20 protein-coding genes are annotated in these 24,715 nt (G+C 41.0%); 5 read left to right on the forward strand and 15 right to left on the reverse strand.

Annotated features, from left to right (window positions below):
- Window positions 1-11: 11 nt before the first annotated feature.
- The 6 genes from priA to FTX54_RS09575 all read right to left on the reverse strand — a co-directional run bounded on the left by priA (window position 12) and on the right by FTX54_RS09575 (window position 5,995).
- Complete coding sequence (gene priA / locus FTX54_RS09550; RefSeq protein ID WP_147802369.1) at window positions 12-2,435, reverse strand: primosomal protein N'; 2,424 nt, start codon at window positions 2,433-2,435, stop codon at window positions 12-14.
- On the reverse strand, window positions 2,432-3,640 hold the full coding sequence (gene coaBC, locus FTX54_RS09555) for a bifunctional phosphopantothenoylcysteine decarboxylase/phosphopantothenate--cysteine ligase CoaBC (protein ID WP_147802370.1): 1,209 nt from the start codon (window positions 3,638-3,640) through the stop codon (window positions 2,432-2,434). The genes priA and coaBC overlap by 4 nt, the downstream gene beginning before the upstream one ends.
- A 277-nt stretch (window positions 3,641-3,917) precedes the next feature.
- A complete protein-coding gene (gene rpoZ / locus FTX54_RS09560) occupies window positions 3,918-4,142 on the reverse strand; it encodes a DNA-directed RNA polymerase subunit omega (RefSeq protein WP_147802371.1) in 225 nt (74 codons plus the stop codon).
- An 8-nt stretch (window positions 4,143-4,150) separates the two neighbouring features.
- On the reverse strand, window positions 4,151-4,762 hold the full coding sequence (gmk, locus tag FTX54_RS09565; RefSeq protein ID WP_147802372.1) for a guanylate kinase: 612 nt from the start codon (window positions 4,760-4,762) through the stop codon (window positions 4,151-4,153).
- 71 nt (window positions 4,763-4,833) lie between these two features.
- Window positions 4,834-5,097: an extracellular matrix/biofilm regulator RemA gene (gene remA / locus FTX54_RS09570; protein ID WP_147802505.1), complete on the reverse strand. Its 264-nt coding sequence runs from the start codon at window positions 5,095-5,097 to the stop codon at window positions 4,834-4,836.
- A 19-nt stretch (window positions 5,098-5,116) separates the two neighbouring features.
- Window positions 5,117-5,995, reverse strand: a complete 879-nt coding sequence (locus tag FTX54_RS09575) for a YicC/YloC family endoribonuclease (RefSeq protein WP_147802373.1) — start codon at window positions 5,993-5,995, stop codon at window positions 5,117-5,119.
- A 134-nt stretch (window positions 5,996-6,129) separates the two neighbouring features.
- Here FTX54_RS09575 and FTX54_RS09580 point away from each other — a divergent pair, with 134 nt between their 5' ends.
- Window positions 6,130-7,860: an Rqc2 family fibronectin-binding protein gene (locus FTX54_RS09580; protein ID WP_147802374.1), complete on the forward strand. Its 1,731-nt coding sequence runs from the start codon at window positions 6,130-6,132 to the stop codon at window positions 7,858-7,860.
- Between the two features lie 93 nt (window positions 7,861-7,953).
- On the opposite strand, the gene FTX54_RS09585 is transcribed toward FTX54_RS09580, so the two are convergent.
- On the reverse strand, window positions 7,954-8,151 hold the full coding sequence (locus tag FTX54_RS09585; RefSeq protein ID WP_147802375.1) for a hypothetical protein: 198 nt from the start codon (window positions 8,149-8,151) through the stop codon (window positions 7,954-7,956).
- A 519-nt stretch (window positions 8,152-8,670) separates the two neighbouring features.
- On the opposite strand from FTX54_RS09585, the gene FTX54_RS09590 reads away from it, so the two are divergent.
- The gene (locus FTX54_RS09590; RefSeq protein WP_147802376.1) at window positions 8,671-9,435 is read left to right on the forward strand and encodes a DUF3891 family protein; all 765 of its coding nucleotides are present in this window, start codon (window positions 8,671-8,673) and stop codon (window positions 9,433-9,435) included.
- Window positions 9,436-9,944: 509 nt separating this feature from the next.
- Here FTX54_RS09590 and FTX54_RS09595 read toward each other — a convergent pair.
- The 4 genes from FTX54_RS09595 to FTX54_RS09610 all read right to left on the reverse strand — a co-directional run bounded on the left by FTX54_RS09595 (window position 9,945) and on the right by FTX54_RS09610 (window position 16,391).
- Window positions 9,945-11,765: an ABC transporter ATP-binding protein gene (locus FTX54_RS09595; protein WP_147802377.1), complete on the reverse strand. Its 1,821-nt coding sequence runs from the start codon at window positions 11,763-11,765 to the stop codon at window positions 9,945-9,947.
- A gap of 15 nt (window positions 11,766-11,780) precedes the next feature.
- Window positions 11,781-13,535 (reverse strand): ABC transporter ATP-binding protein, encoded by a 1,755-nt coding sequence (locus FTX54_RS09600; protein ID WP_147802378.1) that lies wholly within the window; start codon window positions 13,533-13,535, stop codon window positions 11,781-11,783.
- Between the two features lie 460 nt (window positions 13,536-13,995).
- Window positions 13,996-15,342 carry a Na+/H+ antiporter family protein gene (locus tag FTX54_RS09605; RefSeq protein WP_147802379.1) on the reverse strand — a complete coding sequence of 449 codons (1,347 nt, stop codon included), beginning with the start codon at window positions 15,340-15,342 and terminating at the stop codon, window positions 13,996-13,998.
- Between the two features lie 734 nt (window positions 15,343-16,076).
- Window positions 16,077-16,391: a hypothetical protein gene (locus tag FTX54_RS09610; RefSeq protein ID WP_147802380.1), complete on the reverse strand. Its 315-nt coding sequence runs from the start codon at window positions 16,389-16,391 to the stop codon at window positions 16,077-16,079.
- 504 nt (window positions 16,392-16,895) lie between these two features.
- Here FTX54_RS09610 and FTX54_RS09615 point away from each other — a divergent pair.
- Window positions 16,896-18,080 (forward strand): cation:proton antiporter, encoded by a 1,185-nt coding sequence (locus tag FTX54_RS09615; protein ID WP_187254432.1) that lies wholly within the window; start codon window positions 16,896-16,898, stop codon window positions 18,078-18,080.
- 10 nt (window positions 18,081-18,090) lie between these two features.
- On the opposite strand, the gene FTX54_RS09620 is transcribed toward FTX54_RS09615, so the two are convergent.
- Entirely contained in the window at window positions 18,091-20,394 is a 2,304-nt protein-coding gene (locus tag FTX54_RS09620; RefSeq protein WP_147802382.1) for a glycoside hydrolase family 65 protein, read from the reverse strand.
- A 473-nt stretch (window positions 20,395-20,867) separates the two neighbouring features.
- Complete coding sequence (locus tag FTX54_RS09625) at window positions 20,868-21,209, reverse strand: general stress protein (RefSeq protein WP_187254433.1); 342 nt, start codon at window positions 21,207-21,209, stop codon at window positions 20,868-20,870.
- Window positions 21,210-21,628: 419 nt separating this feature from the next.
- Here FTX54_RS09625 and hpt point away from each other — a divergent pair, with 419 nt between their 5' ends.
- Window positions 21,629-22,156 carry a hypoxanthine phosphoribosyltransferase gene (hpt, locus tag FTX54_RS09630; RefSeq protein ID WP_147802384.1) on the forward strand — a complete coding sequence of 176 codons (528 nt, stop codon included), beginning with the start codon at window positions 21,629-21,631 and terminating at the stop codon, window positions 22,154-22,156.
- 440 nt (window positions 22,157-22,596) lie between these two features.
- Here the strand turns inward: hpt and FTX54_RS09635 are convergent, their stop codons facing one another.
- A complete protein-coding gene (locus tag FTX54_RS09635; RefSeq protein WP_147802385.1) occupies window positions 22,597-23,346 on the reverse strand; it encodes an SDR family oxidoreductase in 750 nt (249 codons plus the stop codon).
- A gap of 237 nt (window positions 23,347-23,583) precedes the next feature.
- Here FTX54_RS09635 and FTX54_RS09640 point away from each other — a divergent pair, with 237 nt between their 5' ends.
- On the forward strand, window positions 23,584-23,808 hold the full coding sequence (locus FTX54_RS09640; protein WP_147802386.1) for a hypothetical protein: 225 nt from the start codon (window positions 23,584-23,586) through the stop codon (window positions 23,806-23,808).
- A 270-nt stretch (window positions 23,809-24,078) separates the two neighbouring features.
- Here the strand turns inward: FTX54_RS09640 and FTX54_RS09645 are convergent, their stop codons facing one another.
- Window positions 24,079-24,543, reverse strand: a complete 465-nt coding sequence (locus FTX54_RS09645; RefSeq protein ID WP_147802387.1) for a hypothetical protein — start codon at window positions 24,541-24,543, stop codon at window positions 24,079-24,081.
- Between the last annotated feature and the right edge of the window lie 172 nt (window positions 24,544-24,715).

Genomic DNA, 24,715 nt, shown 5'->3' on the forward strand with positions numbered 1-24,715 from the left:
TCTCCTGTTTCCTACATCATCATATATGGATTGGTATCGATTATTATTTGTACATCGTTTCTTGCTATATCAGATTGGAAGGAGCTCATTAAGTCATGAAGCACTTCCGTAAGCTTCGGTTCAACTTTGTATTTTATCATGCATTGATAGCGATATCTATCTTTAATACGGGGAATGGGAGAAGCGACCGGGCCGAAAATTTTTGTCGTTTCTGAAAGCGAAGAGCGAAGAAAACTGCTCATTTTTTCAGTTACTTCCACAACCTTCTGAAGCTCGGGATGACTAATTTGAATCATCGCAATGTAATAAAACGGAGGATAGCCTCCCATTTTTCTGATCTGCATTTCTTTTTCATAAAAAGAAAGATAATCATGCTGTTTAACCTCGGTAATACTGTAATGATTCGGCGAATAAGTCTGTACGAGCACTTCGCCGGTTTTTTTATGTCTTCCTGCCCGGCCTGCAACCTGCGTGAGCAGTTGAAAGGTTCTTTCTGAAGCCCGGAAATCAGGCAGGTGAAGCATGGAATCCGCTGCCAGAACCCCTACTAGAGTAATATTGGGGAAATCCAGCCCCTTGGCTATCATCTGAGTACCAAGCAGTATATCCGCTCCGCCATTGCCAAATTCAGTTAACAGCTTTTCATGGGAGCCCTTTTTTCTTGTTGTATCTACATCCATACGAATAATGCGAATATCCTGAAGCTGTTTTCTCAGCTCTTCCTCTACTTTCTGAGTGCCTGTTCCAAAAAAGCGGATTTGATCACTGTCGCATTCGGGACATCTGACTGGCAGCGTTTCAGAGTACCCGCAGTAGTGACACTGAAGAGCCTGACTCGTCCGGTGATATGTAAGGGAAATATCGCAGTGCGGACACTGGGGAACATAACCGCAGTCACGGCACATAATAAAAGTGGAATATCCCCGCCTGTTCAGAAGTAAAACAGTCTGTTCTCCTTTCAGGCGTCTTGCTTCAATTCTTTCAAGCAGATCATCCGAAAACATGGAACGGTTCCCCTGACGCAGTTCGTCCCTCATATCAACAAGAGTGACAGCAGGCATGGCTGCATCGTTTACTCTGTTCTCCATCGTCAATAAACGATATACTCCTTTACTAGCTCTTGCATAGCTTTCAAGTGAAGGGGTCGCACTTCCAAGTATAACCGGGCAGGCATAGCTTTCGGCCCTCATAATCGCTACAGACCGGGCGTGGTAGCGTGGTGCTTCTTCCTGCTTATAGCTCGCTTCGTGCTCTTCGTCTATAATGATAATTCCAAGATTGTTGAATGGAGCAAAAATAGCGGAACGTGCCCCTACGACGACATCCACTTCTCCATCTCTTATCTTCTTCCACTCATCGTACTTCTCACCTTTGGAAAGAGCACTGTGCATCACCGCAACGCGGGAGCCGAATCTTGCTTTAAAACGGTTGACCATCTGAGGTGTAAGAGAAATTTCCGGAACGAGAACAATGGCCTCTTTCTTTTCCTCGAGGGTGCGTTCAATTGCCTGAAGATAGATTTCTGTTTTTCCGCTTCCGGTAACTCCGCGCAGCAAAAACGTTCTTTGCTGCTCCGACTCCATGCAATCTATAATTTCTTTTAATACCACATCCTGTTCCGGAAGCAGATCCAGGTTACCAGTTGCCGTAAATTCCCTGCCTTCATAAGGATCTCTTTTGACTACTGCCTGTTGTTTATGTAACAAGTCTTTTTTTACGAGTGTTTCCAGTGCTGCTTTGGAACCGTAAGTCTCCAATTCCTGAACAGTATAAAGGCTGTCTTTGTCCTGATCTGCTAAATAGAAAAGTACTGCAGCCTGCTTAGGAGCTTTTATTTTCAGAGTTTCTGCCTCTTCTCTCGCCTTCTCATTTTTTACGGCAAGTCCAAAAACCAGTCTTTTTTTAGCCGCGTCTTTTGTGGAGACAACCGGTTCCACCGAAAGCTGTCCCTTACGTATCGCTCTCGCAGCTGCTTTCTTTTCTTCTTCGTCTGCCTCTTTTCTCCACTCATCCCAGTTGGCCATAACACTGCTTTCTTTAAAAAAAGGCTGCAGGACAGCCTCCAGTGTTTCAGGAGCTGTCTGCAGATGCAGGTTCTTCTGATATTTAGCCCGCATCGCCTGGGGCAGCATAGCTTTTAATACGGCTACATGAAGAGACAGTGTCTCGGTTTTTATTTTTTCAGCCAGCTGCAGCAGTTCTTCGGTCAGCGGTGGTATTAAATCTATTTGTTCCTGTATAGGCTTCAGCTTTGATACCGGAATATCCGATTGATCGGTGAGTCCGATGACGAAACCCTGGACCGGGCGGTTTGCAAAAGGAACATGTACGCGGCATCCACGGGTGATTGTTTCTGCAAACTCATCGGGTACAGAATAATCAAATATCCGGTCTACTGCCTGAGAAGGAACGTCCACTATTACATTGGCAATCATTTTTTTCCTCCAATCAGGGAAGTGACTGCATCCAGAAGTTCTTTGGATGCCTGTTTTTTTGAGGTGAGCTTTATTTCCTGATCTCTGCCATCCTTGAAAAACAAGTGCAGGGCGTTTTGATCACTTTGAAATCCCTGGCCCTCGGTAGTAATGGAATTAGCACAAATTATATCCGCATTTTTCTTCCTGAGCTTTTCTTTTGCATACTGCTCAATATCATTTGATTCAGCAGCAAAACCTATTAAAATCTGCTTTCCCTTTTCTCTGCCCAGTTCTTCGAGTATATCTTTCGTCCGTTCCATAGGAATCGAAGCAGGATTAGTTGATTTTTTTACTTTATGAGCATATGTTTCGGCCGGACGGTAATCTGATACAGCCGCCGCTTTAATAATTATGTCAGCGTGCTTTTTCGAACGCATTACTGCATCAAACATTTCTTCAGCTGTCTTTATATCAACTCTTTTCACGCCATGTGGTGTTGCCAGAGCAACCGGCCCGGCTATCAGCGTTACGTCTGCCCCACGGGCCGCAGCTTCTGCTGCAATAGCAAAGCCCATTTTTCCCGAAGACCTGTTTGATAAAAAGCGGACCGGGTCGATATCCTCCTGCGTTGGACCAGCAGTTACAACAACTTTGATTCCGTGCCATGCCGGGTTGGCTTTTTTTATGAAGAAATGGTCAATCATTGACATAAGATCTTCCGGTTCTGCCATTCTGCCCTTTCCTGTATAACCACATGCAAGGTAGCCTTCATCAGGTTCAACAAAATGAAATCCATCTTCTTCAAGTGTTTTCATATTTCTTTTCACCGAAGGATGAGTGTACATATGAACATTCATAGCAGGTGCTATATAAACAGGAGCCGTAGCTGCGAGAAGGGTCGTTGTAACCATATCATCAGCTATTCCGTTCGCAAGTTTGCCGATAACATTCGCTGTTGCTGGAGCAATAAAAATAACATCCGCCCAGTCAGCAACATCAATATGGGCTATACCGTGAGGATCCGGTTCATAAAATGTATCTGTATAGACGTTATTCCTTCCCAGCGCCTGAAATGTAAGCGGTGTTATAAATTTCTGGGCATGGGGTGTCATCATTACTTTGACTTCATAATCCGCCTGTGCAAGCTTTGAAGTTAGTGCGGCGGCTTTAAATGCAGCAATTCCTCCAGAAACAGCGAGCAACACTCTTTTTTTACGTTCCATACCGGTTCCCTCCGACTTAAATTGATTTATATTCCTCATATTAAATAAATCCTGCCTTGAAAAAAAGCATATCTTACATGTGAACATCTTTTTTAGTTACAACTTCTGTAAACAGCGGCTTTCGTTTCCGTAGGAGGGGCGCAGGGCCGTTCTCATTGAAATCCAAGTCAGGAAAGGAAAGCAGGTGACTTCCTTTGCGAATGGATCGAGAGCTGCTGACATCCTCAAAATAACACTCGTTACTGCGAAACTAAACAAAAGAAAAACGATCTGAAGCTCAGATCGTTTCCTTTACGTCATCTTCGTTTAGTTCAAATGACAGCTGCTCTGCCTCAATCTCTTCAAGAGCCATACCGACATAATTTACCGATTTTGCTCCTTCAGGATGGTTGAACTTTTCCGGATGTTCACGAAGCTGCCGTGCACGTTGTGCAGAAACTGTCACAAGTGTATACTTCGAGTTAATTTTTGTTTGTAATGAATCGATCGATGGTTGAAGCATCGTACTAATCACTCCTCAGCTAACTGTTTGTATTGATGAATCAATCGGTCTTTTCTGCAGTTTTCTGCGGTAACAATAGATTTGATTCGTTCTACCGCAAGTTCAACTTCGTCATTTTCCACGACGTAATCGTATTTATCCATTAAATCAATTTCTTCTTTTGCAACCGTCATTCTGCTGTTGATAAGGTCTTCTGTTTCCGTCCCCCGTCCTTCAATCCTGCTGCGAAGTTCATTAAGGCTTGGCGGCATAAGAAAAATAAATACGCCTTCCGGAAAAGTTTCTTTTACCTGCAGGGCTCCCTGAACTTCAATCTCCAGAATTACATCGTACCCCATGTCGATCATTTCTTCCACATACGCACGAGGGGTCCCGTAATAATTACTCACATAATGCGCGTGTTCAAGCATTTCGCCTTCACGGATCATTCGTTCAAATTCTTCTTTTGTTTTAAAGAAATAATTTACTCCGTCTACTTCTCCTGCCCGCGGACTGCGGGTTGTTGCAGAGACAGAATATTTAATATCTGTATCATGTTCTCTTAATGCTCCGCAAACAGTACCTTTCCCCACTCCAGAAGGACCGGAAAGGACGATAAGCAGTCCTTTTTCTCGCTTCATTCGTACCCTCCACTTAATTCAGTATTCTATCAGTATATCATGAACAATCTTTAACCGTCACGATCAGTATTTTATTCTTCTGATGCTTCCTCTTTACTGGTAATAACCCGTTGAGCCACCGTTTCCGGCTGAACGGCTGAAAGAATAACATGATCGCTGTCGGCGATAATAACCGCTCGTGTTCTTCTTCCATAAGTTGCATCAACAAGCATGTTCCGGTCACGTGCGTCCGAAATAATCCGTTTAATTGGAGCGGATTCCGGACTTACAATTGAAATAATACGATTGGCGGAAACAATATTTCCAAAGCCAATGTTGATCAGTTTAATATCCACTGTAAAGTCTCCTTTTAAGTCATTCAATATTTTGTACCTGCTCTTTTATTTTTTCCAGTTCATCTTTCATTTCAATCACCAGGGCGCTTAATGAAGCTGCATTCGCCTTCGAACCGATCGTATTCACTTCCCTGTTCAGTTCCTGAACAATAAAATCCAGTTTTCGGCCGACTGCCCCTTCTCTTTCGAGCGTATCCAAAAACTGCTTCGCATGGCTTGCCGTTCTGGACAGCTCTTCCTGGATATCCACTTTTTCCGCGTGCACAGCAACTTCTGTCAACAAACGGGATTCTTCTATCTCCGTTCCTGATAAAAATTCCTCTACACGCTGACGCAGTTTGTTATAAAAAGCTGCCTTTATTTCCGGACCGGCTTTTTCAATATTTGATTTCAATTTCAAAAGCTGGACCATACGTGTCTGAAGCTCCTGTTTAAGCAGTCTTCCTTCTTCTTCTCTCATCAGCAGGAAATTTTGAGATGCTTCCATTACACAAGGATGGATTTCCGACCGTATGCGTTCTAGATCAGTATTTTCTTCTTCCACATGGACAATTCCTTCGTTTTGAAGCATGGAAGACGCAGGAAAATCTTCTTTGGAACCGGTTATATTTTTCATCTCTTCAAACTTTTCCTGATATTCCCGGAGCAGATCCCAGTTAATATGTACCTTTTTAACATCTTTTTCGAAAGGCTGAAAATGAACAAAAACTTCTATTTTGCCCCGGAATATATTTTCTCTGCTCCATTTACGCACCGCTTCTTCCAATGCACTCCAGCAGCCCGGAAGTTTAACACTGATTTCACAAAATCGGTGATTAACGGCTTTAATTTCGACTGTCACACGACCGCTGCTAATTTTCTGCTCTGACCGGCCGAATCCTGTCATACTTCTAACCATAACTATCACATCCACTTCCCTATTCTAACCAATATTGATCAAGACAACAAGCCTGAGGAGCAATCTCTCTTCGTAATATCGGCTTTTCCTCTGTTATACTAGGCAGACAGGAAGCAATGAAGGAGGAAAAATTAATGGCTTTTGATGGAATAGTTACCCGGGCGGTAACACATGATATACAAAATAAACTTAAGACTGGGAGAGTAGTAAAAATACATCAGCCCTACGCTACAGACCTCGTCATGACGATACGTGCAAACAGAAAAAATTATCCGCTTTTTCTGTCAGTGAACCCTAATTTCGCCCGTTTTCACCTGACAGATGTTAAATTTCAAAACCCTCAGGAACCGCCGCTATTTTGCATGGTACTCCGCAAACATCTCGAAGGTGCGGTAGTGGAATCGGTTAAACAGACCGGCCTTGAAAGAGTGGTTACGATATCTTTTAAAGGACGAAATGAACTGGGAGATGTTTCCTACAAAAAATTAATACTGGAATTAATGGGCCGGCACAGCAACCTGATCTTTCTGGATGCTGAAAATAACGTAATTCTCGAGAGCATGAAGCATATCCCGCCTTCACTTTCCCAGTTCCGAACCGTGCTCCCGGGGCAGCCCTATTACAATCCGCCTCACATGGACAAAAAGAATCCTCTTGAAACAGAAAAAGAAGAACTGCTTAAAGCAGTAGACTTTAACGAAGGAAAAATGGATAAACAACTTTTAAACACCTTCAGCGGCCTGTCTCCCCAGGTTATTAAAGAGATTTTATATAGAAGCGGATTTCTTAACAGCGACAGTCTTTACAAAGCTTTCACGGAAGTAATGGAGCCGGTGAAAAACCACAATTATTTCCCTCAAATGATTGCTGAAGAAAACAGTGAAAGCTTTTCCGTAATTCCTTTACACTATAAGAGTGGAGAAATTCGTACTTTTGAGACGGTTCACGATCTGCTGGACGGATATTTTACTAACAAAGCGGAAAGAGACCGGGTAAAACAGCGGGCATATGATCTGGAGCGGCTTTTGAAAAATGAATATGATAAAAATAAGAAAAAAATTAAAAAGCTTGAGAACACTCTAAAAGATGCGGATAAAGCGGCCGAACAGCAAAAATATGGAGAACTGCTAACAGCACACATGCATCTCGTGAAACCAGGCCAGAAAGAAGTTCAGGCAGTTGATTACTATGACGAAAATCAGGGGAAGATCATCATCCCTCTTAATCCTCAGAAATCTGCTTCTGCTAACGCCCAGCAGTATTTTAAAAAGTACCATAAGCTTAAAAACTCAGTGAAGTTTGTTCGTAAAGAAATTAAAGATGCAAAAATCGAAATGGACTACTTTGACCGTTTAATGCAGCAGATGGAACTTGCTTCCACTGAAGATATTGAAGATATCAGGGAAGAACTTGTCCAGGGCGGCTATTTGAAAAAGAAAGTCGGAAGAAAGAAGAAAAAGAAACAGACTAAACCAATGCTTGACCGCTACCTCTCTTCAAGCGGAATTGAATTATACGTTGGTAAAAATAATAAGCAGAACGAGTATTTAACGACCCGTGTGTCCCGTCAGGATGATACGTGGCTGCATACAAAAGATATCCCGGGGTCGCATGTACTAATCCGCAGCACTGAACCGGATGAAGCAGCGATACTTGAAGCGGCTAATCTTGCTGCCTACTTTAGTAAAAGCCGCATGTCCGGTAATGTACCGGTGGATTATACGCTGATCCGCCATGTAAAAAAACCGAATGGTGCAAAACCCGGCTACGTAACTTACGACAAACAAACAACCGTTTATGTCACTCCAGATGAGCGCCTCGTGGAAAAATTAAAGGAAAACTTTAAAAAGCAGCCTTCCAGTTAATGGATGGCTGCTTTTCTACTTAATAATAATTCTCTCCGGATCGGACTGCAGAACCTGTTAACGATGTTCTTTCAGAGCACCAGGAATCGGGAATTATTCCTCCGGATCTTTTTTATTATCTGATCTTTTTACACTTCCTGTTACACTGGTATTAGCCAGAATAACAATTAAAAACATGATCGGCAGAATCCACCAGGGCACATTAAAAAAGTACTGAAGCACAATATATATGACGATTGGAATAAGCATGGCAGCTGCAAGTATAAGCAGCCTGGCTGTTTGAGTAGACATAGTATCTTCCTTTACTTGATCAGATTTTTCACTCTCAATCAGTGTAGCAAAATTCTTCCTGATATTCTAACTGACTTTTACGTGAAGAATCAGTAAAACATCTCTCACTCCTTCGTTACCTGAAAACCAATACAAATCATTTTCTTATTTCTGCAAAAGAGACCTGCAGCAGCTTAAATGAATTTCATAATAGAAGCTCCTTCTGTATAAATGAATCAGACAGATGTTTTCTCGTAGGGCTGCCCCAAAAAACTACGCTGAATTTGAACTTCAGCCGGCGCTTTATTCTCCGGGGAATGCCCTCTTTCACTACGGTCATGCGCAGGGAAGCACAGCAGGCAATGAATTTCTTTAAATATTCGTTTATTTATCTGAGACAGTCATTAATGAAACTTTCACATCTATCTATAAATCAATTTTGAAATTAATTCACTTCTAAACTTTTCCCAGAAAAGAAACTATGCGCCCTTTGAAAAGGAAGTTTTGCTTGGAGGAGTTAGACTTAAGGAGGAACCATTTATGATTATCCGCGAAAGACAGAACAGTTTTATAGTGATCAAACAGGAAGATCATGCTCAATTATCAGGAAGAATAGCTGAAGGGTGGAAGGATAAATATATTCCTGCTGATTATAAAATCAATGATGTCGTTACGGCCGTTCACCACCATGATAGAGCCTGGAGAGAGCTTGACAGTGCTCCTTTTTACAATGATCAGAAACAAAAACCTTACTCTTTTATTGATTTCCCGGTTGCTGTTAAACTCGTACACTATAAACATGGAATTGACATAGTGCAGTCAGAGAATAAATACGCGGCGCTGCTCCACAGTCTTCACTACTGTTCACTAATTGGAGGCCGCAATGAAAATGAGCAGCATTTTCTTCAAAATGAAACAAGGAGGCAGAAGCATCTGAAATCTTCCCTGCAATTATTTCACCGTGAAAACGAGGAAGCTTTAAAAGCTCATTTACATCTTCTTCAGCTGTGTGACAGCCTCTCTCTGTATGTATGCATGAACGAGCCGGGAACAGAAAAAGTGTACCGGAATAATAAAGATGGCTTTCAGAATTCTGACGCTTTTCCTTTCACTATGGGTAAAGATATAACTGCTTCATGGAAGAATATCAGCGAATTGATTATGACTCCTTCTCCTCTGGAAGAACCGCTTGATTTCATTCTTCCTTACAAGGAAATAACGAAAGAAGCCTTGAAAACAAAAGGTCTTTTTCAGGCATTTACCGATGGTCCATTAAAAGAAGTACCGATTTCCCTCCTATCCTGAATGAAAAAGCTGGAAAGCTCCTGCACGGCAGGCCGAAGCGGAGTTTTCTACATATATCAAGTACAAAATTGGCTCTTAAGCAGACTTGGTGATATTAAACTATATGTACCAATAAATCTAAAATTAATTAAATACCTCGAACTACTTAGGCCTGTTACTGCGGCTTTTAAAAAGAAGAAGCAGACTTTAAATGATAAAAAGCAGGAAGGCCCCCCTTTATATGCGTAAGAGGAGCAAAATTCAACACAGCTTTAAATTTAAATTCAACTGTTACAGCCGAGTTTTTATTCAAACGTTTTATAAATCATCAGGGCATCCTCTTTCCCATCATTGAAACGCTGCTCTGGTTTTTATGGCCAATAGAAGAATTGCCTGAGATTCAATAAAAAGACGTTGAAAAGGTAGAAGCAGCCTGTGTTCAGCAGGTGAACTTCTACCTTTTTGATTAAGATTTCATTTCCAGCAGAGACCGCGCTTCATCCGCAGCTCTTATGATGAGTCGTTATTTATTATCCTGTTTCCAGCGCTTTAAACTGTGATTTAACCAATTCGTAATACTCGCCCCTCTGCCTGATTAATTCGTCATGATTTCCCTGCTCGAGAATTTCTCCGTTTTCGAGAACAAAAATATTGTCTGCTTCACGGATAGTAGAAAGACGGTGTGCAATCATAACAGCAGTTCTTCCTTCTAGAAGCCTTGCCAGAGCTTTTTGAATCAGCTGCTCCGTTTCTGTATCGATAGAAGCTGTTGCTTCATCCAGTATTAATATCTGCGGATCGGCCAGCAGCGCCCGGGCAAATGAAATCAGCTGCCTTTCTCCTACCGAGAGGATATTCCCGCGCTCTTCCACTTCCGTTTCGTAACCGTCGGCCAGATTCTTAATGAACCGGTCCGCCCCTACTGTTCTTGCTGCTTCCCGGCACTCTCCATCCGTTGCATCCGGACGACCGAAGCGGATATTATCCATGATGGTTCCTGAAAAAATAAAGGTATCCTGAAGAACAATACCTACCTGTTTTCGGAGACTGTCCAGTTTAATATTGCGAAGATCTTCACCATCAAGGAGAACCCTTCCCCCGGTCGGATCATAAAAACGGCTTATCATATTTACAATCGTCGTTTTTCCGCTGCCGGTATGCCCTACTAAGGCCACGGTCTGCCCTGCTTTCATTTCGAGGTTAATATTGGTTAACGCTTTTCTTTTTTCGTCATAAGCAAACTCTACACTATCGAACTGTATATGTCCCTGAACTTTTCCCATCGTAACTGCATTTTTCTTTTCGGGAACAGATGGGAGTTCATCAAGAAACTCAAAGATACGTTCGGAAGATGCCATCCCGACTAGAAGCTGATTATACACCTGCCCCAGTCTGGATATCGGTTCCCAGAACATCCCCAGAAAAAGAGAAAATGTGAAAAACTCGCCAATGGTAAGGGATCCTTGTTGAATGAGCACGACCCCGTACCAAAGCAGAACCGCGGTCCCAACAGCTCCACTCATTTCCACAAACGGACGAAACATCGCACTCTTTTTCGTAGCATGCCTCCATGACTCAAAATTCTGCCCGTTAATTTTGTTGAAAAAACCGATATTCGATTTTTCCTGTGTATAGGACTGGGTGACGCGTATTCCCTGAATACTTTCATTCAGGTGGGAGTTAAGCATCGACTGCTTAAGACGAACATCCTGCCAGGAACGCCGGATACTTCGGCGCAGTTTTGTAGAAATAAAAAACATGAGAGGCAGAACGATCATAATAGCAAGCGTCAGCTCGGGACTAATATAAAACAGAAGGGCGACAATACCAATCAGCATGATTAAGTCCATCAGCAGATTGATAACTCCATTTGTAAATAAATCCTGAAGGCTGTTTACATCATTTGTGATGCGGACTAGAATGGATCCTGCTGACCGCTGATCGAAAAACCGGTGAGAAAGTTTTTGTATATGGTTAAACAAAGCTGTCCTCAGATCAAATATAATGTACTGCCCCAGCTTGTTCATAAAACGAATGCGGAGCAGGTTTCCTATCCAGGAAACGACATACATGCCAGCTATGACGAGAACCATAATCATCAGAAAGTTCATATCGCCGTATTCGATAATGTGGTCGAGAGCGTAGCTTCCAATCAGTACAGGTGCAAGAAGTCTCACAGCCGTGGATAACAGCATTCCTAATACGGCTACAGGGAGAATTGATTTTGCATAAGGTTTCATATAAGCAAACAGCCTTGCCATCTGGGCCCAGTTGAACGGTTTTTCAATCGCTTCATCATTCGAGTATTTGAAACGCCGCAGCGTTCTTTCTTCTTCCTTATTTTCTTTCATTTTTTTCCCCCCTTTTCAGCGTGCTTCAAGCAGAAATTGATTTTTGTCCTTATACTGAAGCTCATAAATCCGCCGGTAATGCCCGTTTTCCATGTTCAGCAGTTCGTAATGATTTCCCTTCTCTACAATCCTGCCCTCATTTAGAACGAGGATCTCATCTGCGTGGAGAAGGGAGGATATGCGGTGGGCAATAATAAAGGTTGTCCGCCCCTGCATAACCTCCCGAAAGGCAGCCTGAATTTTAGCCTCTGTCTCCATATCCACAGCACTGGTGGCATCATCAAGAATAAGAATGCTCGGATCCACACAGATCGCTCTTGCAATAGCGATTCTTTGTTTTTGTCCTCCGGATAAGCCGCCTCCCCTTTCCCCAAGCACAGTGTCATAACCATCCGGAAGCTGCATAATGAAATCATGGGCATCGGCACGTTTCGAAGCATCGATGATCCGTTCCATAGAGGCCTCCGGTCTGCCATAGGAAATGTTATCTTTAACTGTAGAAGAAAAGAGAAATGACTCCTGGAGTACAACTCCTGTATTCTTACGAATCGTTTTTAACGTATAATCCGTAATTGATCTTCCATCCACCATCAGGCTTCCACTGTCCGGTTCGTAAAAACGGGTGATCAGCTGAGTAATCGAAGTTTTACCGGAACCTGTCGCACCAATAAGGCCGATTGTTTTACCAGGAGCGGCTTCAAACGAAATGTTCTGAAGAGCGGGCTCTTCCTCCTCGGAATAGCGGTGACTTACGTTATTAAATGAAACATGTCCATTGAGGCGGTCTTTTTCCACAGCTCCAGGTTTGTCCTGAATATCTTCCGGCTCTTCTAATACTTCCAGCAGTCTTTCTCCGGAAGCTTTGGCCTGAGAAAAAGTATTTACTATAAAACCTAAATTCATCAACGGATTGATAATAAACCAGATTAAACTGAAGAAAGCAACAAGCACCCCGGGCTGGATTTCCCCGTTAATAACAAGATAGCCTCCATATCCAAGCAGCACGACTACACAGATATGACCTATTAGTTCCATAAAAGGAAAGTACTTAGACCAAATATTGGATGTATAGATATATTTATCTTTATAATCTGTATTTTTTTCACCAAAGCGGCCCATTTCAAAATCTTCTTTTGAAAGTGATTTCACCGTAGTCATGCCGCTGATATTTTCCTGTACTTTTGTAGTCATCCCGGCAAATGACCTGCGGATATCTTTAAATGCAGGATGCACCTTTTTATCAAACTGATAAACAGTAACAATAAGAAAAGGCATGGCCCCAAGCGTCACAAATGCCAGTGAAGGACTGTAGTAAAACATAATTCCCATGCTCAGCGTAACGAGCATAAATAAATTTATCAGCTGAGCGAATCCGAAAGAGAGAAAAAACCGGAACCCTTCGACATCGGCAGTCAACCTTGACATTAAATCTCCGGTGCGGGCATTATCGTAATAGCGGAAAGGAAGGTACTGAAGTTTTTCATACAGGGCATTGCGGAGTTCAAATACGGCACGAATACCAAAAAGATCTCCCAGATACTGATGAAAATAAACGGCTATCCCTTTCAGCATAGTAATAAGGAAAAAGCCCCCCGCTACGTAGGGAATCCAACCATAATTTTGATCCAGTATGACCGAATCAATAGTTATTTTTAATATTACCGGGTAAGCTACGGTAAACCCGGTAACAGCAAGAAGCAGTACAATGGACCAGAAAAAATAAGCTTTAAAAGGCCAGTAAAAATGTTTAAGCTTCTTAAATATTTCCATATAAATGACCCCTTCCTAAATATCAGACAGTTCTTATAATATATCGGTTCCCGAAATATTAATCTACTGTTGAAAATAAGCAAACAAGTCTAAATTGAGCGAATTTTCTCCATAAACCTGCTGTTTAATGAATTTACCTTCAATATACTTAATTTTCCTGTAAAAAATAAAACAGAATGATTCGCCCCCCACCGAATTCTCTTCCATGGAGGTGCGAAACTTGAAAATTAAGCGGCTTTTCATCCAATAAGATTCAAGCATGACAATAAAAATCACGCAAAAAAATCGCCGTATCCTTTGTGAAAAGGGGCGATTTTTTTCCTGATCGAATGTATAGCATTTACTAACGTGCCGTACTTCAGTTATTTAATCCGTAAATATTTATCGTATAAATCAAGAAGCTGGTACTCCCTGCGCTGGTACATATCTTTTGGAAAATCAATTGATGCAATGATGAAACTTAGAGAATCATCGCGGCTATCCAGCCGAAAATAAGCAGCGGAATATTAAAATGAAGAAAAGTCGGTACGACAGTGTCCCAAATATGATTGTGCTGTCCGTCAGCATTCAAACCGGCCGTTGGACCAAGAGTACTGTCTGAAGCAGGGCTTCCTGCATCCCCAAGAGCACCTGCTGTACCAATTAACGCTATTGTTGCAAGCGGTGAAAACCCCAGCGAGGCAGCAAGCGGCACAAAAATAGCTGCCAGAATGGGGACAGTAGCGAATGAAGAACCAATGCCCATCGTAATAAACAAACCGATCAGAAGCATCGCTATCGCTGCAAGGCCCATTCTGTCGTTAAACCACACTTCTGTACTTTCAACAAGCAGTTCCACATGACCTGTTTCTCGTATCACTTCAGCGAACCCACCGGCTGTAATCATAACAAAACCGATAAAAGCAAGCATTTTCATACCGCGGGTCATGAGTTCATCTGCTTCCTGAAGTGTGAATTTTCTTGTGATGTGCAGATAAGAAAAATAAATGTAAAGTATGATTAAACCAGTACCAGCTCCTATGATCATGGAATCTGTGCTGACCTGAGCTGCAAGTACTGAAAGAATAGCCGTAAGACCAACGAATATGCCCATTGGAGATTCTGGTGCTTGGGGACTGCTTTCCTCCCCCTGAGCAAGATCTTTATCTTCATAGGTTCGAGGGTTTTTATAAGTAATCAATATGGAAATAAATAGACCAACAACCATTCCGAGAACGGGTAGCGCCATGGCTCCGGGTATATCATTTAAAGCTATTTGCAGGCCGCTCGCTTCCATATTATCTGCGATTGTTTCGTGAAAGATTAGGCCGTACCCGGCTGGTATTAAAATATAAGGAGCTTTCAATCCGAACGTCAACGCTGTGGCAGCAGCTCTCCGATCCATTGCCAGTTCATTAAAAACTTTAAGCAGCGGTGGAATCAGCAGTGGTATGAATGCAATGTGAACAGGAACCAAATTTTGGGAAAAGCTCGCGATAATTGCGATAACAAACAATATTAATGCCTTCTTTAAAGAGCTTCGACGACTTTCCCCTTCTTTACCAACGAGCTTAATAGCCAGTTTAACCATTAATTCGGGAAGGCCGGTAAAGCTGATAGCAATTGCAAAAGCTCCCAGCAGTCCATAGCTTAAAGCAATTTGAGCATTGTCACCAAGACCTTCACTAAAAATAGAAATTGTTTCTGTTACTGAAAAACCGGCAGTAAGCCCGCCTGCCACTGCTCCGATAAGTAAAGCAAGTACGACGTGGATCCGCGATAAACTTAAGATAATCATAACTAAAACAGCGACAATAACAGCGTTCATACCAATTACTCCTTCATCCCTTTAATTTAATAAATCGATAATGTAAAAAAGCCTTTACGAGAATACCATGGCTGGATGCATTCGTCAATTTCTCCTCAAATAAAAAATATATTAACTTAGAAGTGGAAATATGGGAAAAGGAAAACCATTAAATTCCTTATTAACCGAAGATAATCCCAATAAACTATGCAGTATTATTTGTTCCCTTAATACAAAAAAGCTCTCCATAAGATCATCAGATATTTTTCATCTGTATGATCTCACGGAAAGCGGGTTCCATTTTTTAAATTAAAGTCTTTTCGTATAAAGTGCTGTTAAATTCCAGTGATAAATGTAGAGAAATGTAACAGAGACACTCAAGCAAAACCTTTGCACCATGAGGCATGAAAATGATCTTCTACAGGACTTGAATTTTCCCTCTATTCAGGTGGCATGAAAGATAGTCGGAAAGGGCTTCTTTATTTAGAAGGCGGGTTCTGCTCTGTCTTTTTACCGTAAGCTGGAGGGCACATGGGGCGACTCCGGGGTGATCAAGGACGAGTCCCACCCCGCACAACCGCAGGGAGGACGGGATTAGCTGAGGCCGGCCCGAAAAGCATCCCCATGGAAACGAAAGCGCACGTTTATCACTTATCTACTTTTTTCAAGCTAGCTTACTTTTTGGGCAGACTTATTTAAAAACCTGCTAAATAAGAAGCTGACCTAAAAAAGCCTGCTGTATTAGCGGTTAGTAATTAACGCTCTGGTTCTTTATTAAATATAATGAACATCCACCAAACAATTAAATAAAGGTGCAGAAAAACAAGAAATATGGCATCAAAGGAAAAGCGTCTCAGTTCTCTCCATAAAAATACCAGTTCGTGTTCCTCAACGGGGCGCCCCATTAAAAAGAGAATTAAGAAGAGAGGCAGCACCAGCACAAGACCAGCAGCGAACAAAGAATAAGCAGGAGATTCTCTTCGGATCGCCGCAGCACCAGCTGCTGCCAGAGTAAGCGTCATTAAAATGAAATATGTAATCCAGATCCACGCTGGAAATAGACCTAGCATTCCCCCACTCCTTTCCAAGGATTTTCATACCATAAACTTTTTATAAAGTTTATCACAGCTGTTTTCTTTTGAATATGACAGCAGATTTGATCAGGACTCCATTTTTGTTTCTTTATTAAAAGCTGTGCTGCCTTCTACAGGAATGGAACTTCCCATCTATACAGGTGGGGTCAATGTTGTTTAACAGGAATCATCTTTATTAGAAGGCAGATTCTGCCCTGTCTTTTCACCGTAAGCTTGGGGACACATGGGGAAACTCCGGGGCGATGAAGGACGATCCCCACTCCGCCCGACGGAAGGGAGGACGGAATTAGCTGAGGCCGGCCCGGAAAGCGTCCCCATTGAAACGAAAGCGCACTTTCACCGATTTTCTACTTTATTTTCAAGGCAGCCTATTTTAAAAGCAGCTTTGTAAATAACCACTTTAAATTTATTTTTTTGAATTACGAGTAAAAGGGTAAAGGTCATTAAATGCGGCATTCAATCAATCAGGAGGTGTTTACGATGGAAATGGCTCCTTACATAATCCTGCTTTTTATCGGCTACCTTGTTTACACGCTTGATTTTAAAAAAGAAAATCTTCCCGTTTCCCCTATTCTGGTTTTTATTGGGCTTGTTTTATCTTTTTTGCCGGTATATGAGGATCTTACTATTACTGCTGATTTTTTATACCACGTCCTTCTGCCAGGCCTGCTGTTTGTCAGCGCCTATCAATTCCCCATTAAATACATGAAAAAATATGCTTCTGTCATCGCAGTACTCGGAACCGCCGGGATTCTGGCAACTGTAATCTTATCGGGACTCGCCGTATACTGGCTTGCGCAGCCATTTACGACCATTACTTTGATCGCGGCTATGCTTATTGCAGCTGTCTTAATCCCTACCGATCCTGTATCAGTTGTACAGATTCTTTCAAAAGACTTAAATGATGAGCTTGTAACGAACGTAGTCGAAGGCGAATCTCTTCTTAACGACGGCACGAGCATCGTCGTGTTTACTTTTCTTTTTACGTGGTACTCCACCGCCCCTCAAGGACCCGCAGAAGCACTAACACAGTTTTTGTATGTTTCTTTAGGCGGAATAGGAATTGGGGCAGCGGGCGGATGGCTTTTCGGCAGAGCCGTACACTTTACTCATAACCGTACTTACCAGATTATGCTGAGCATTATCGTCGCTTATGCTGTTTTTCTTTCAGCTGAAGCTGTCCATGTTTCTGGAGTGCTTGCTTCGGTATTTGCCGGCCTGATGCTATCCTCGACGTTCAGTAAAACTGATAAAGAATCGCATTTCCGTGAATCTCTGGACAGCTTTTGGGAAGTCGTGGAAGTGTCCATATTGTCTCTGCTGTTTCTATTAATCGGTTTAGTCGCTGCCCCGTACCTGTTTCACCATTTATGGACGGCTGTAATTATTTTTTTCACCGCTCTCCTTCTGATCCGCTGGTTTACAGTAGAAACGATGCTCAGGTTTATTCCGTTCAAACATGAATCCACTTTTAAAGAAAGGTTTTTAATCAGCATCTCCGGAGTAAAAGGAGCTATTTCCGTTTATTTACTGTTAAAACTGGAAACACTAAGCGGTACGGAAATTGATTTAATATCGTCAATCAGTTTCAGTTTAATCGTTCTTTCTCTCATGCTTCAAAGTCTTGCTATTCATCCGGTAGCCATGCTTATGAATAAAAAATAACGTTTTATTTTCAACGGTGAGAAATAGAAATTTTCCGGCCCGGTTCAAGAACAACCTTTTCGCTGTTAACGAAAACCTCTGCAGCATCAGCTTCGTTGGCGATCGTTATCTGCTCTTTGTCCACGTGCACAAATAGCCGTGCACCCCGAAAGACAACTTTGAATGAGAAAGCATCCCACTGGTCCGGTATAAGGGGATTAAAATGCAGTACTCCCTTTATCACTTTCATACCGCCGAATCCCTGAACAACAGACATCCACGTCCCTGCCATACTCGTAATATGGCAGCCGTCCTCTGTATCATTGTTATAATTATCAAGGTCGAGACGGGCTGTGCGCAGATACATTTCATAAGCTTTTTCTTTATATCCAAGTTCACAGGCAAGAATCGAGTGAACACATGGAGAAAGAGAGGATTCATGAACCGTCATTGGTTCATAGAAGTCAAAGTTTCTTTTCTTTGTATATATATCAAATTCATGATTTAAGAAATGAAGCCCCTGCAGCACATCAGCCTGTTTTATAAAACAAGAACGCAGTATTCTGTCCCATGACCAGTTTTGATTAATCGGCAGATGTTTTTGATCAAGTTCATTTACGTGCATTAACTCTTTATCCATAAAGTTATCCTGCTGAAGGAAAATTTCTTTTTTTTCTTCAATCGGATAGTACATCCGGTTAATTATATCTTTCCATTTTTCTGTTTCTTTCTCTTTCAATGCAAGGCTCCCTGTCCATTCTCTGTATAATTGCGGGTGTTCTGATTTTATGAATTCAAGTACTTCCAACGTATATTCAAGAGTCCATGAAGCTATTCGGTTTGTATACCAGTTGTTGTTGACGTTATTCTCATATTCATTAGGGCCTGTAACTCCGAGAATCATGTAAACACCTTTGTCGGTCACAAAATTTACCCGTTCTTCCCAGAAACGTGAAATTTCTACGAGAACTTCCACTCCCTTATCCAGTAAATATGAAGTGTTTCCAGTGTAATTGGTAAAATTATAAATGGCGTGTGCAATCGCTCCGTTACGGTGTATTTCTTCAAACGTTATTTCCCATTCGTTGTGGGATTCTTCTCCATTCATAGTAACCATAGGATAAAAAGCACCTTTTTCAAAACCCAGTTTAGCAGCATTTTCTTTCGCTTTTCCTAAATGATTATGGCGGTATACGAGAAGGTTCCTTGCTGTCTGATTATCAGACGTTGCCAGATAGAACGGGAGACAATATGCTTCTGTGTCCCAATAAGTGCTTCCTCCATACTTTTCGCCGGTAAATCCTTTTGGACCGATGTTAAGTCTGGCATCTTCCCCGTTATACGTCTGATTCAGCTGGAAAATGTTGAAACGAATTCCCTGTTGGGCAGAAAGGTCTCCATCAATGACAATATCGCTGTCATTCCATTTCTTTTTCCAAGCTTCTGCCTGTTCTTCTTTCAATAAATTAAACCCTTTTGTCACAGCTTTATCCAGTGCTTCTTCAGCGGCCTGATACAAAAGGCTTTCCTCATGATCCCTGTTCGTTACGTTTGCAGCATATTTATATATAGTTACTGTCTTTCCTTGAATTAAATCTGCATGAAAATTGACAGCAGCATATTTTGAGCTCTCTTCTGGAACTGCCGATATTCTCAGTTTTTCCCCGTCCCTGTAAATCTGTGTTTCCATTAACGAGCACAATTGAAAATTTAATTTTTTTGTGCGGACTGTAACATGTGCTCTGTTTGCAAAAGCGTTCTGAGCTGCTTCTTCCCAAAATTTCTCATCGTAATTTGCATCCGTGTTTTTAATATCTCCATCCAGATAAGAGCAGATTTCAAGATTTCCGTTAAAATTGAACGGGGTTATTTGATAAGATACTGCTCCAATTTCTTTATCTGCAGCACTTACAAAGCGAACGGCCTCTATATCAATACCTTTATCTTCGTGCAAATAAGCAGTGAATTTTCTCTTAAGAAAACCTTCTCTCATGTTTAATTCCCGGACAAAGTTCGTTATTTTCACCTTATTTATATCCAGTTCTTCCCCATCGATATATATTCGAAGACCGATCCAATTAGTGGAATTGAGCACTTTCGCAAAATATTCCGGATAGCCATTTTTCCACCAGCCTACACGGGTTTTATCAGGGTAATAAACTCCTGCCATGTAGCTTCCCTGCAGCGATTTTCCAGAATAAGTTTCTTCAAAGTTTGCCCGCTGACCCATGTGACCATTTCCAATACTGAAAACACTCTCGGATATTTCATGCTTTTTCGGATCAAAGCTTTCTTCAATAATAGACCAGGAATTTTCTTTTAAATAAGGATTCACAGCTCCCGCCTCCGTCTCATTTTTTAAAATCAGGGTCTTTAAGGCCATTGTACAAAAATAAAATACAAGAAAATTTAAGGTAATGGAGGGAATGTGTTTCTGTCTATCATTCAAATGAGGCATTTTAAATGTAAAATACTTTCTTATTATTCTACCACTTTTATACAGCCATAAAATCTTTGTTTTTCATAATTATGAAGTTAGTTCTGTAAAAACCGAATAAAGCAGAAGACCTTCTCTGCAGGCGGACGCTTTCCCCGTTAGTTCGTCATCAGCTGAATTCCCCAAAAAGATCTTCTCAAAATTGGATCCTCAGACGGTTCTCTAAACCTTCTGGAGTGCCCGTCTTTTGCTGCGATCATTCTTTAATAAGCAATGGAGGAACGCCTTTTTTCCGACAAGGCAGAGTGCACAAAACAGAAAAAACTGCTGGAATATACATCCAACAGTTTTTGATCCATCTTTCACTATAATTAAAAATCTACTTTCTCCTGATTGGTAACTACGAGAAGAGTTTTGCCTTTGTCAAGTTCTTCTTCCAGTTCAGACGCTTTATCCGCACTAATACCAATTTCTTTCATTTTGGTTTGAAGCGTATTCCCTTTACCGCGGAAAATATTTTTTAAAGAAGTTCCCAGTCCCTGCTCACTCACACCAATTTTATTGGCATCAGTTGATTTACGGTTTCTTCTTGCATGTCCGTAATCAGAATTTAATACATAAATATCATCATCACGTATACCATCTTTTCTCAATTTTCCGATCGATTCACTTAGTGTTTCGTCGTTGTGAAATAATTTGTATTTTGGATCCACTGTTATTCCTCCTCAGAAATTAATAATCTTATTTTCTAAAGAATGCAGTATATAAAATATACATTGCCCTCTTTACAAAGCTTCCTGATGATACACGTTCCCTCTATTGACTAAATTAAATCCTATTATACTAACAATTCTTAAAAGCATGGTTGATCAATAAACCATTAAACAAGTATGATAAAGAAGGAATTTATTTAAAAGTGCTGTTAACGTTTGTTGTTGTCAATTTTCAGGAATTTTAATTATGGTCTGTACTATTTCCGAATATGAAAAGCCATTGATCGGGTAGATTACTGACTCATGGACGTCCCATACTTACAAAACAGGAAAGGGACTGCCATCAGCTTTTCATGCGCAGCCGTTTTTCAATAACACTCGATTTTAACAGAATCAATCAGAAAGAGGGTTACATAATTATGTCCTATGAAATTAATGAAGTAATGCTTTCCGAATCCAAGATCAAACAGCGGGTAAAGGAACTAGGCGCGGAAATTCAAAAAGATTTTAACGACGAACCTGTTGTACTAATTGCTGTTTTGAGAGGTTCTTTTGTTTTCGCTGCCGATCTCATGAGGGAAATGAAAGGGAATATACAGGTGGACTTCATCTCCGTTTCAAGTTACGGAAACCAGACAAAAACGACTGGTAAAGTCCGTCTTCTTAAAGATCTGGATACAAATATTACAAATGAAAATGTAGTTGTCGTAGAAGATATTGTTGACAGTGGATTAACACTTTACTTTTTGATGGATCACCTGAAAATGCACCGGCCTAAACAACTTAAAATATGTACACTTCTCGACAAGCCTGAACGCCGGCAGGTTGACCTTCCAATTGATTACGTTGGTTTTGTCATTCCTGATGAGTTTATCGTCGGATATGGTATTGACTATGCCCAGTATTATCGAAATCTGCCTTATATTGCAAGCGTAAAAGAAGTTTAGCTGCATTCCCCCATGACCTGATTAGTAGTTTATAAAGAAAAGACGAACCTCACTCCGCCCGACGGAAGGGAGGACGAAATCAGCTGAGGCAGGCCCGCTCTGAAAGTGTCCCCATGGAAACGAAAGCGCACGATTATCTACTTTATTTTCAATGCAGTAATAGAAAATACAGCAAAAAACCGTCCCCGTGAGAATTAATTCTCACGGGGACGGCAGCCTGAAGCAACATAAAAAAACTTCATTGATGAAATGATGATATACGAAGACAAAGATATTCGTATTTGTACTTATATTTTACACTAACGCCGCTGATTTTAACGCCGGCTCTACCCATTATAAATACTTTTTTCCAGCATGGCTAAGCAGGTTTAAAAATTTAAATTGCTTTCGATATGATGTACGGTACTTAATCATATAGCAATTTCCCTCTATTCCTTTTATCAGCCCTGCTGGTTAGGTCTTACTATTACTTCATTTACATCTACATGAGTCGGCTGATTTACTGAATAGTAAACCGCTTCTGCAATATCTTTTCCTTGAAGCGGTGTCATTTTATCCAGGCCGATTCCTTTTTTAAGCATTTCCAACGCTTCTTCATCTGTTATCGTATCAGTCAGTTCTGTATCCACAACACCTGGAGAAATAGAAGTAGTCCTTACATTGCTGCCCGCAATTTCTTTCCCGAGACCTTCCATGATTACTCTTGCTGCAAATTTTGTTCCACAGTAAACTGCTCCCGCAGGCATAACTTCATGACCAGCGATGGAAGATGTAGTTATAATGTGACCCTCATTTCTCTCAAGCATATGTGGAAGCACAGCCCCTATGCCATATAAAACACCTTTAATGTTAACATCAACCATCTTTTCCCATTCATCAACCTTCTTATTTTTCATAAAGCTGAGAGGCATTAAGCCTGCGTTATTAAATAAAACATCCACAGCATTAAATTTATCAATCGCAAACTGAATCAGGTTCTCTACCTGCTGCTGAGACGTAACATCCGTTTCTTTGTAGACGACGTTACCAGGCAGATGACTCAGCCTCTCCTGTAATGACTGCAGACGCTCTGTTCTTCTGGCAGCTAAAACGACGTTAGCTCCTTCAGACGCGAACTTCGAAGCCGTTGCTTCGCCTATTCCGCTGCTCGCTCCAGTAATGACTATTGTTTTTCCGTTCCATTCTGTCATAGTATGACCACCTTCTAAAAAATTAGCTTCACCTTTATTTTCGTTCCCTTGTCAGACTTAAAAAAAACCTGAATTATTTATATCAAATTACTAGTATACATAATGTAAATACAGTAAACAAAATCCCGTTCTCCTTATGTTATACGAAGAAGCTCTGTCTGCGCATTAAAATAATCTGTTATTATAGATGAAACCATCTGTCGTTACTTCTATTAGGTATTGGAAAGGAGTTTTTTTATGCTGACGTTGATTACCCGCATTACTGCTTTTCTGCTTGTTATTCTGGTTATCCTATCCTTTACCAGTCATTTCATCGCTGATGCTTTATTCTTTTACATTACAGGACCTGTATTAATTTTATTCGGAGTTGAGGATTACGTGCGCAATAAAAGATTTTACAGCTATTTTCTTTTAACAGCAGGAAGTCTGGTTACTTTCTTCTCGATAATTGCAGGGCTTTAGTTATTGTTCAAAAACTGCTCCCGCTCTTTCCTCTATTCTTTTCGCAGGCCAAGGATGCAGTCAACCTAATTACAGCCAGGAGTACTTACAGAACCTCTATTTAGCAAAAAGTTTCGTTAAAGCACCTTGAATAATCTGTTGTGAAACCAATTTCATAGTATAGGTGACTTAAGAAACTGACGTATAATAAATACGTCAGTTTCTTACTGGTGATCATACTATGTTAGCTCACGTCTTTTTTTCATAGGTATTGAATGTTTAAAGTATTAATTACTCATATTCTGCTATTACGATATTAACTTCATTCGCAAAGTTCTGAAGTTCCTGACGTTCAAGAATATTCACATCAATTATTTGTCTGTCTCCATTACTCGGAGAAACTTCCAGGCGGCTGACGAAACAATGGAGCAGCGGAAATAAAGCCAACCCGAGAACTATAAATGCATTGGTAAGTGCACTCTCTAACAATATGAGTGATGCAAATAACAAGAAGCATCCAATCACAAATCGAAAGAAATAAAATTTAGTATACACATTTACACTCACTAAATTCCTGACAGGATAGGTGATCTCCTGTTTTCCCATTGGAAAAACCCAAAACAGCGTGTTTCTTTTAAAACCCATAAAACGGCGGTCTGACAGATACAAACGATGTCGGAGCCAAAACAAAATAATATTGGGATGAAAGGCATGTTCACGGCGGAGGGATTCTTTAGTTCCGAGTTTCAGTTTCATTAAAAAACACCCCTTATATATATTTTGATTAAACTCCGGTCGAATATTAAACACAGACCGTTCTGTTCCATAAATAATATCACAATTTTCTGACTTTTTTAACATTTTTATTCTTAATAACGAATTTTTTTCTTTTGCCGGCGACTAAATTATGATGTTTTCAGTAAATAAG

The sequence above is a fragment of the Alkalicoccus halolimnae genome (assembly GCF_008014775.2).
GTDB classification, from domain to species: domain Bacteria; phylum Bacillota; class Bacilli; order Bacillales; family Salisediminibacteriaceae; genus Alkalicoccus; species Alkalicoccus halolimnae.

What these genes read in the sequence shown, in the direction of transcription:
- priA (WP_147802369.1), bottom strand. Translation starts at nt 2,435, where the DNA reads ATGATTGCCAATGTAATAGTGGACGTTCCTTCTCAGGCAGTAGACCGG.
- coaBC (WP_147802370.1), bottom strand. Translation starts at nt 3,640, where the DNA reads ATGGAACGTAAAAAAAGAGTGTTGCTCGCTGTTTCTGGAGGAATTGCT.
- rpoZ (WP_147802371.1), bottom strand. Translation starts at nt 4,142, where the DNA reads ATGCTTCAACCATCGATCGATTCATTACAAACAAAAATTAACTCGAAG.
- gmk (WP_147802372.1), bottom strand. Translation starts at nt 4,762, where the DNA reads ATGAAGCGAGAAAAAGGACTGCTTATCGTCCTTTCCGGTCCTTCTGGA.
- FTX54_RS09575 (WP_147802373.1), bottom strand. Translation starts at nt 5,995, where the DNA reads ATGGTTAGAAGTATGACAGGATTCGGCCGGTCAGAGCAGAAAATTAGC.
- FTX54_RS09580 (WP_147802374.1), top strand. Translation starts at nt 6,130, where the DNA reads ATGGCTTTTGATGGAATAGTTACCCGGGCGGTAACACATGATATACAA.
- FTX54_RS09585 (WP_147802375.1), bottom strand. Translation starts at nt 8,151, where the DNA reads ATGTCTACTCAAACAGCCAGGCTGCTTATACTTGCAGCTGCCATGCTT.
- FTX54_RS09590 (WP_147802376.1), top strand. Translation starts at nt 8,671, where the DNA reads ATGATTATCCGCGAAAGACAGAACAGTTTTATAGTGATCAAACAGGAA.
- FTX54_RS09595 (WP_147802377.1), bottom strand. Translation starts at nt 11,765, where the DNA reads ATGAAAGAAAATAAGGAAGAAGAAAGAACGCTGCGGCGTTTCAAATAC.
- FTX54_RS09600 (WP_147802378.1), bottom strand. Translation starts at nt 13,535, where the DNA reads ATGGAAATATTTAAGAAGCTTAAACATTTTTACTGGCCTTTTAAAGCT.
- FTX54_RS09605 (WP_147802379.1), bottom strand. Translation starts at nt 15,342, where the DNA reads ATGAACGCTGTTATTGTCGCTGTTTTAGTTATGATTATCTTAAGTTTA.
- FTX54_RS09610 (WP_147802380.1), bottom strand. Translation starts at nt 16,391, where the DNA reads ATGCTAGGTCTATTTCCAGCGTGGATCTGGATTACATATTTCATTTTA.
- FTX54_RS09615 (WP_187254432.1), top strand. Translation starts at nt 16,896, where the DNA reads ATGGAAATGGCTCCTTACATAATCCTGCTTTTTATCGGCTACCTTGTT.
- hpt (WP_147802384.1), top strand. Translation starts at nt 21,629, where the DNA reads ATGTCCTATGAAATTAATGAAGTAATGCTTTCCGAATCCAAGATCAAA.
- FTX54_RS09635 (WP_147802385.1), bottom strand. Translation starts at nt 23,346, where the DNA reads ATGACAGAATGGAACGGAAAAACAATAGTCATTACTGGAGCGAGCAGC.
- FTX54_RS09640 (WP_147802386.1), top strand. Translation starts at nt 23,584, where the DNA reads ATGCTGACGTTGATTACCCGCATTACTGCTTTTCTGCTTGTTATTCTG.
- FTX54_RS09645 (WP_147802387.1), bottom strand. Translation starts at nt 24,543, where the DNA reads ATGAAACTGAAACTCGGAACTAAAGAATCCCTCCGCCGTGAACATGCC.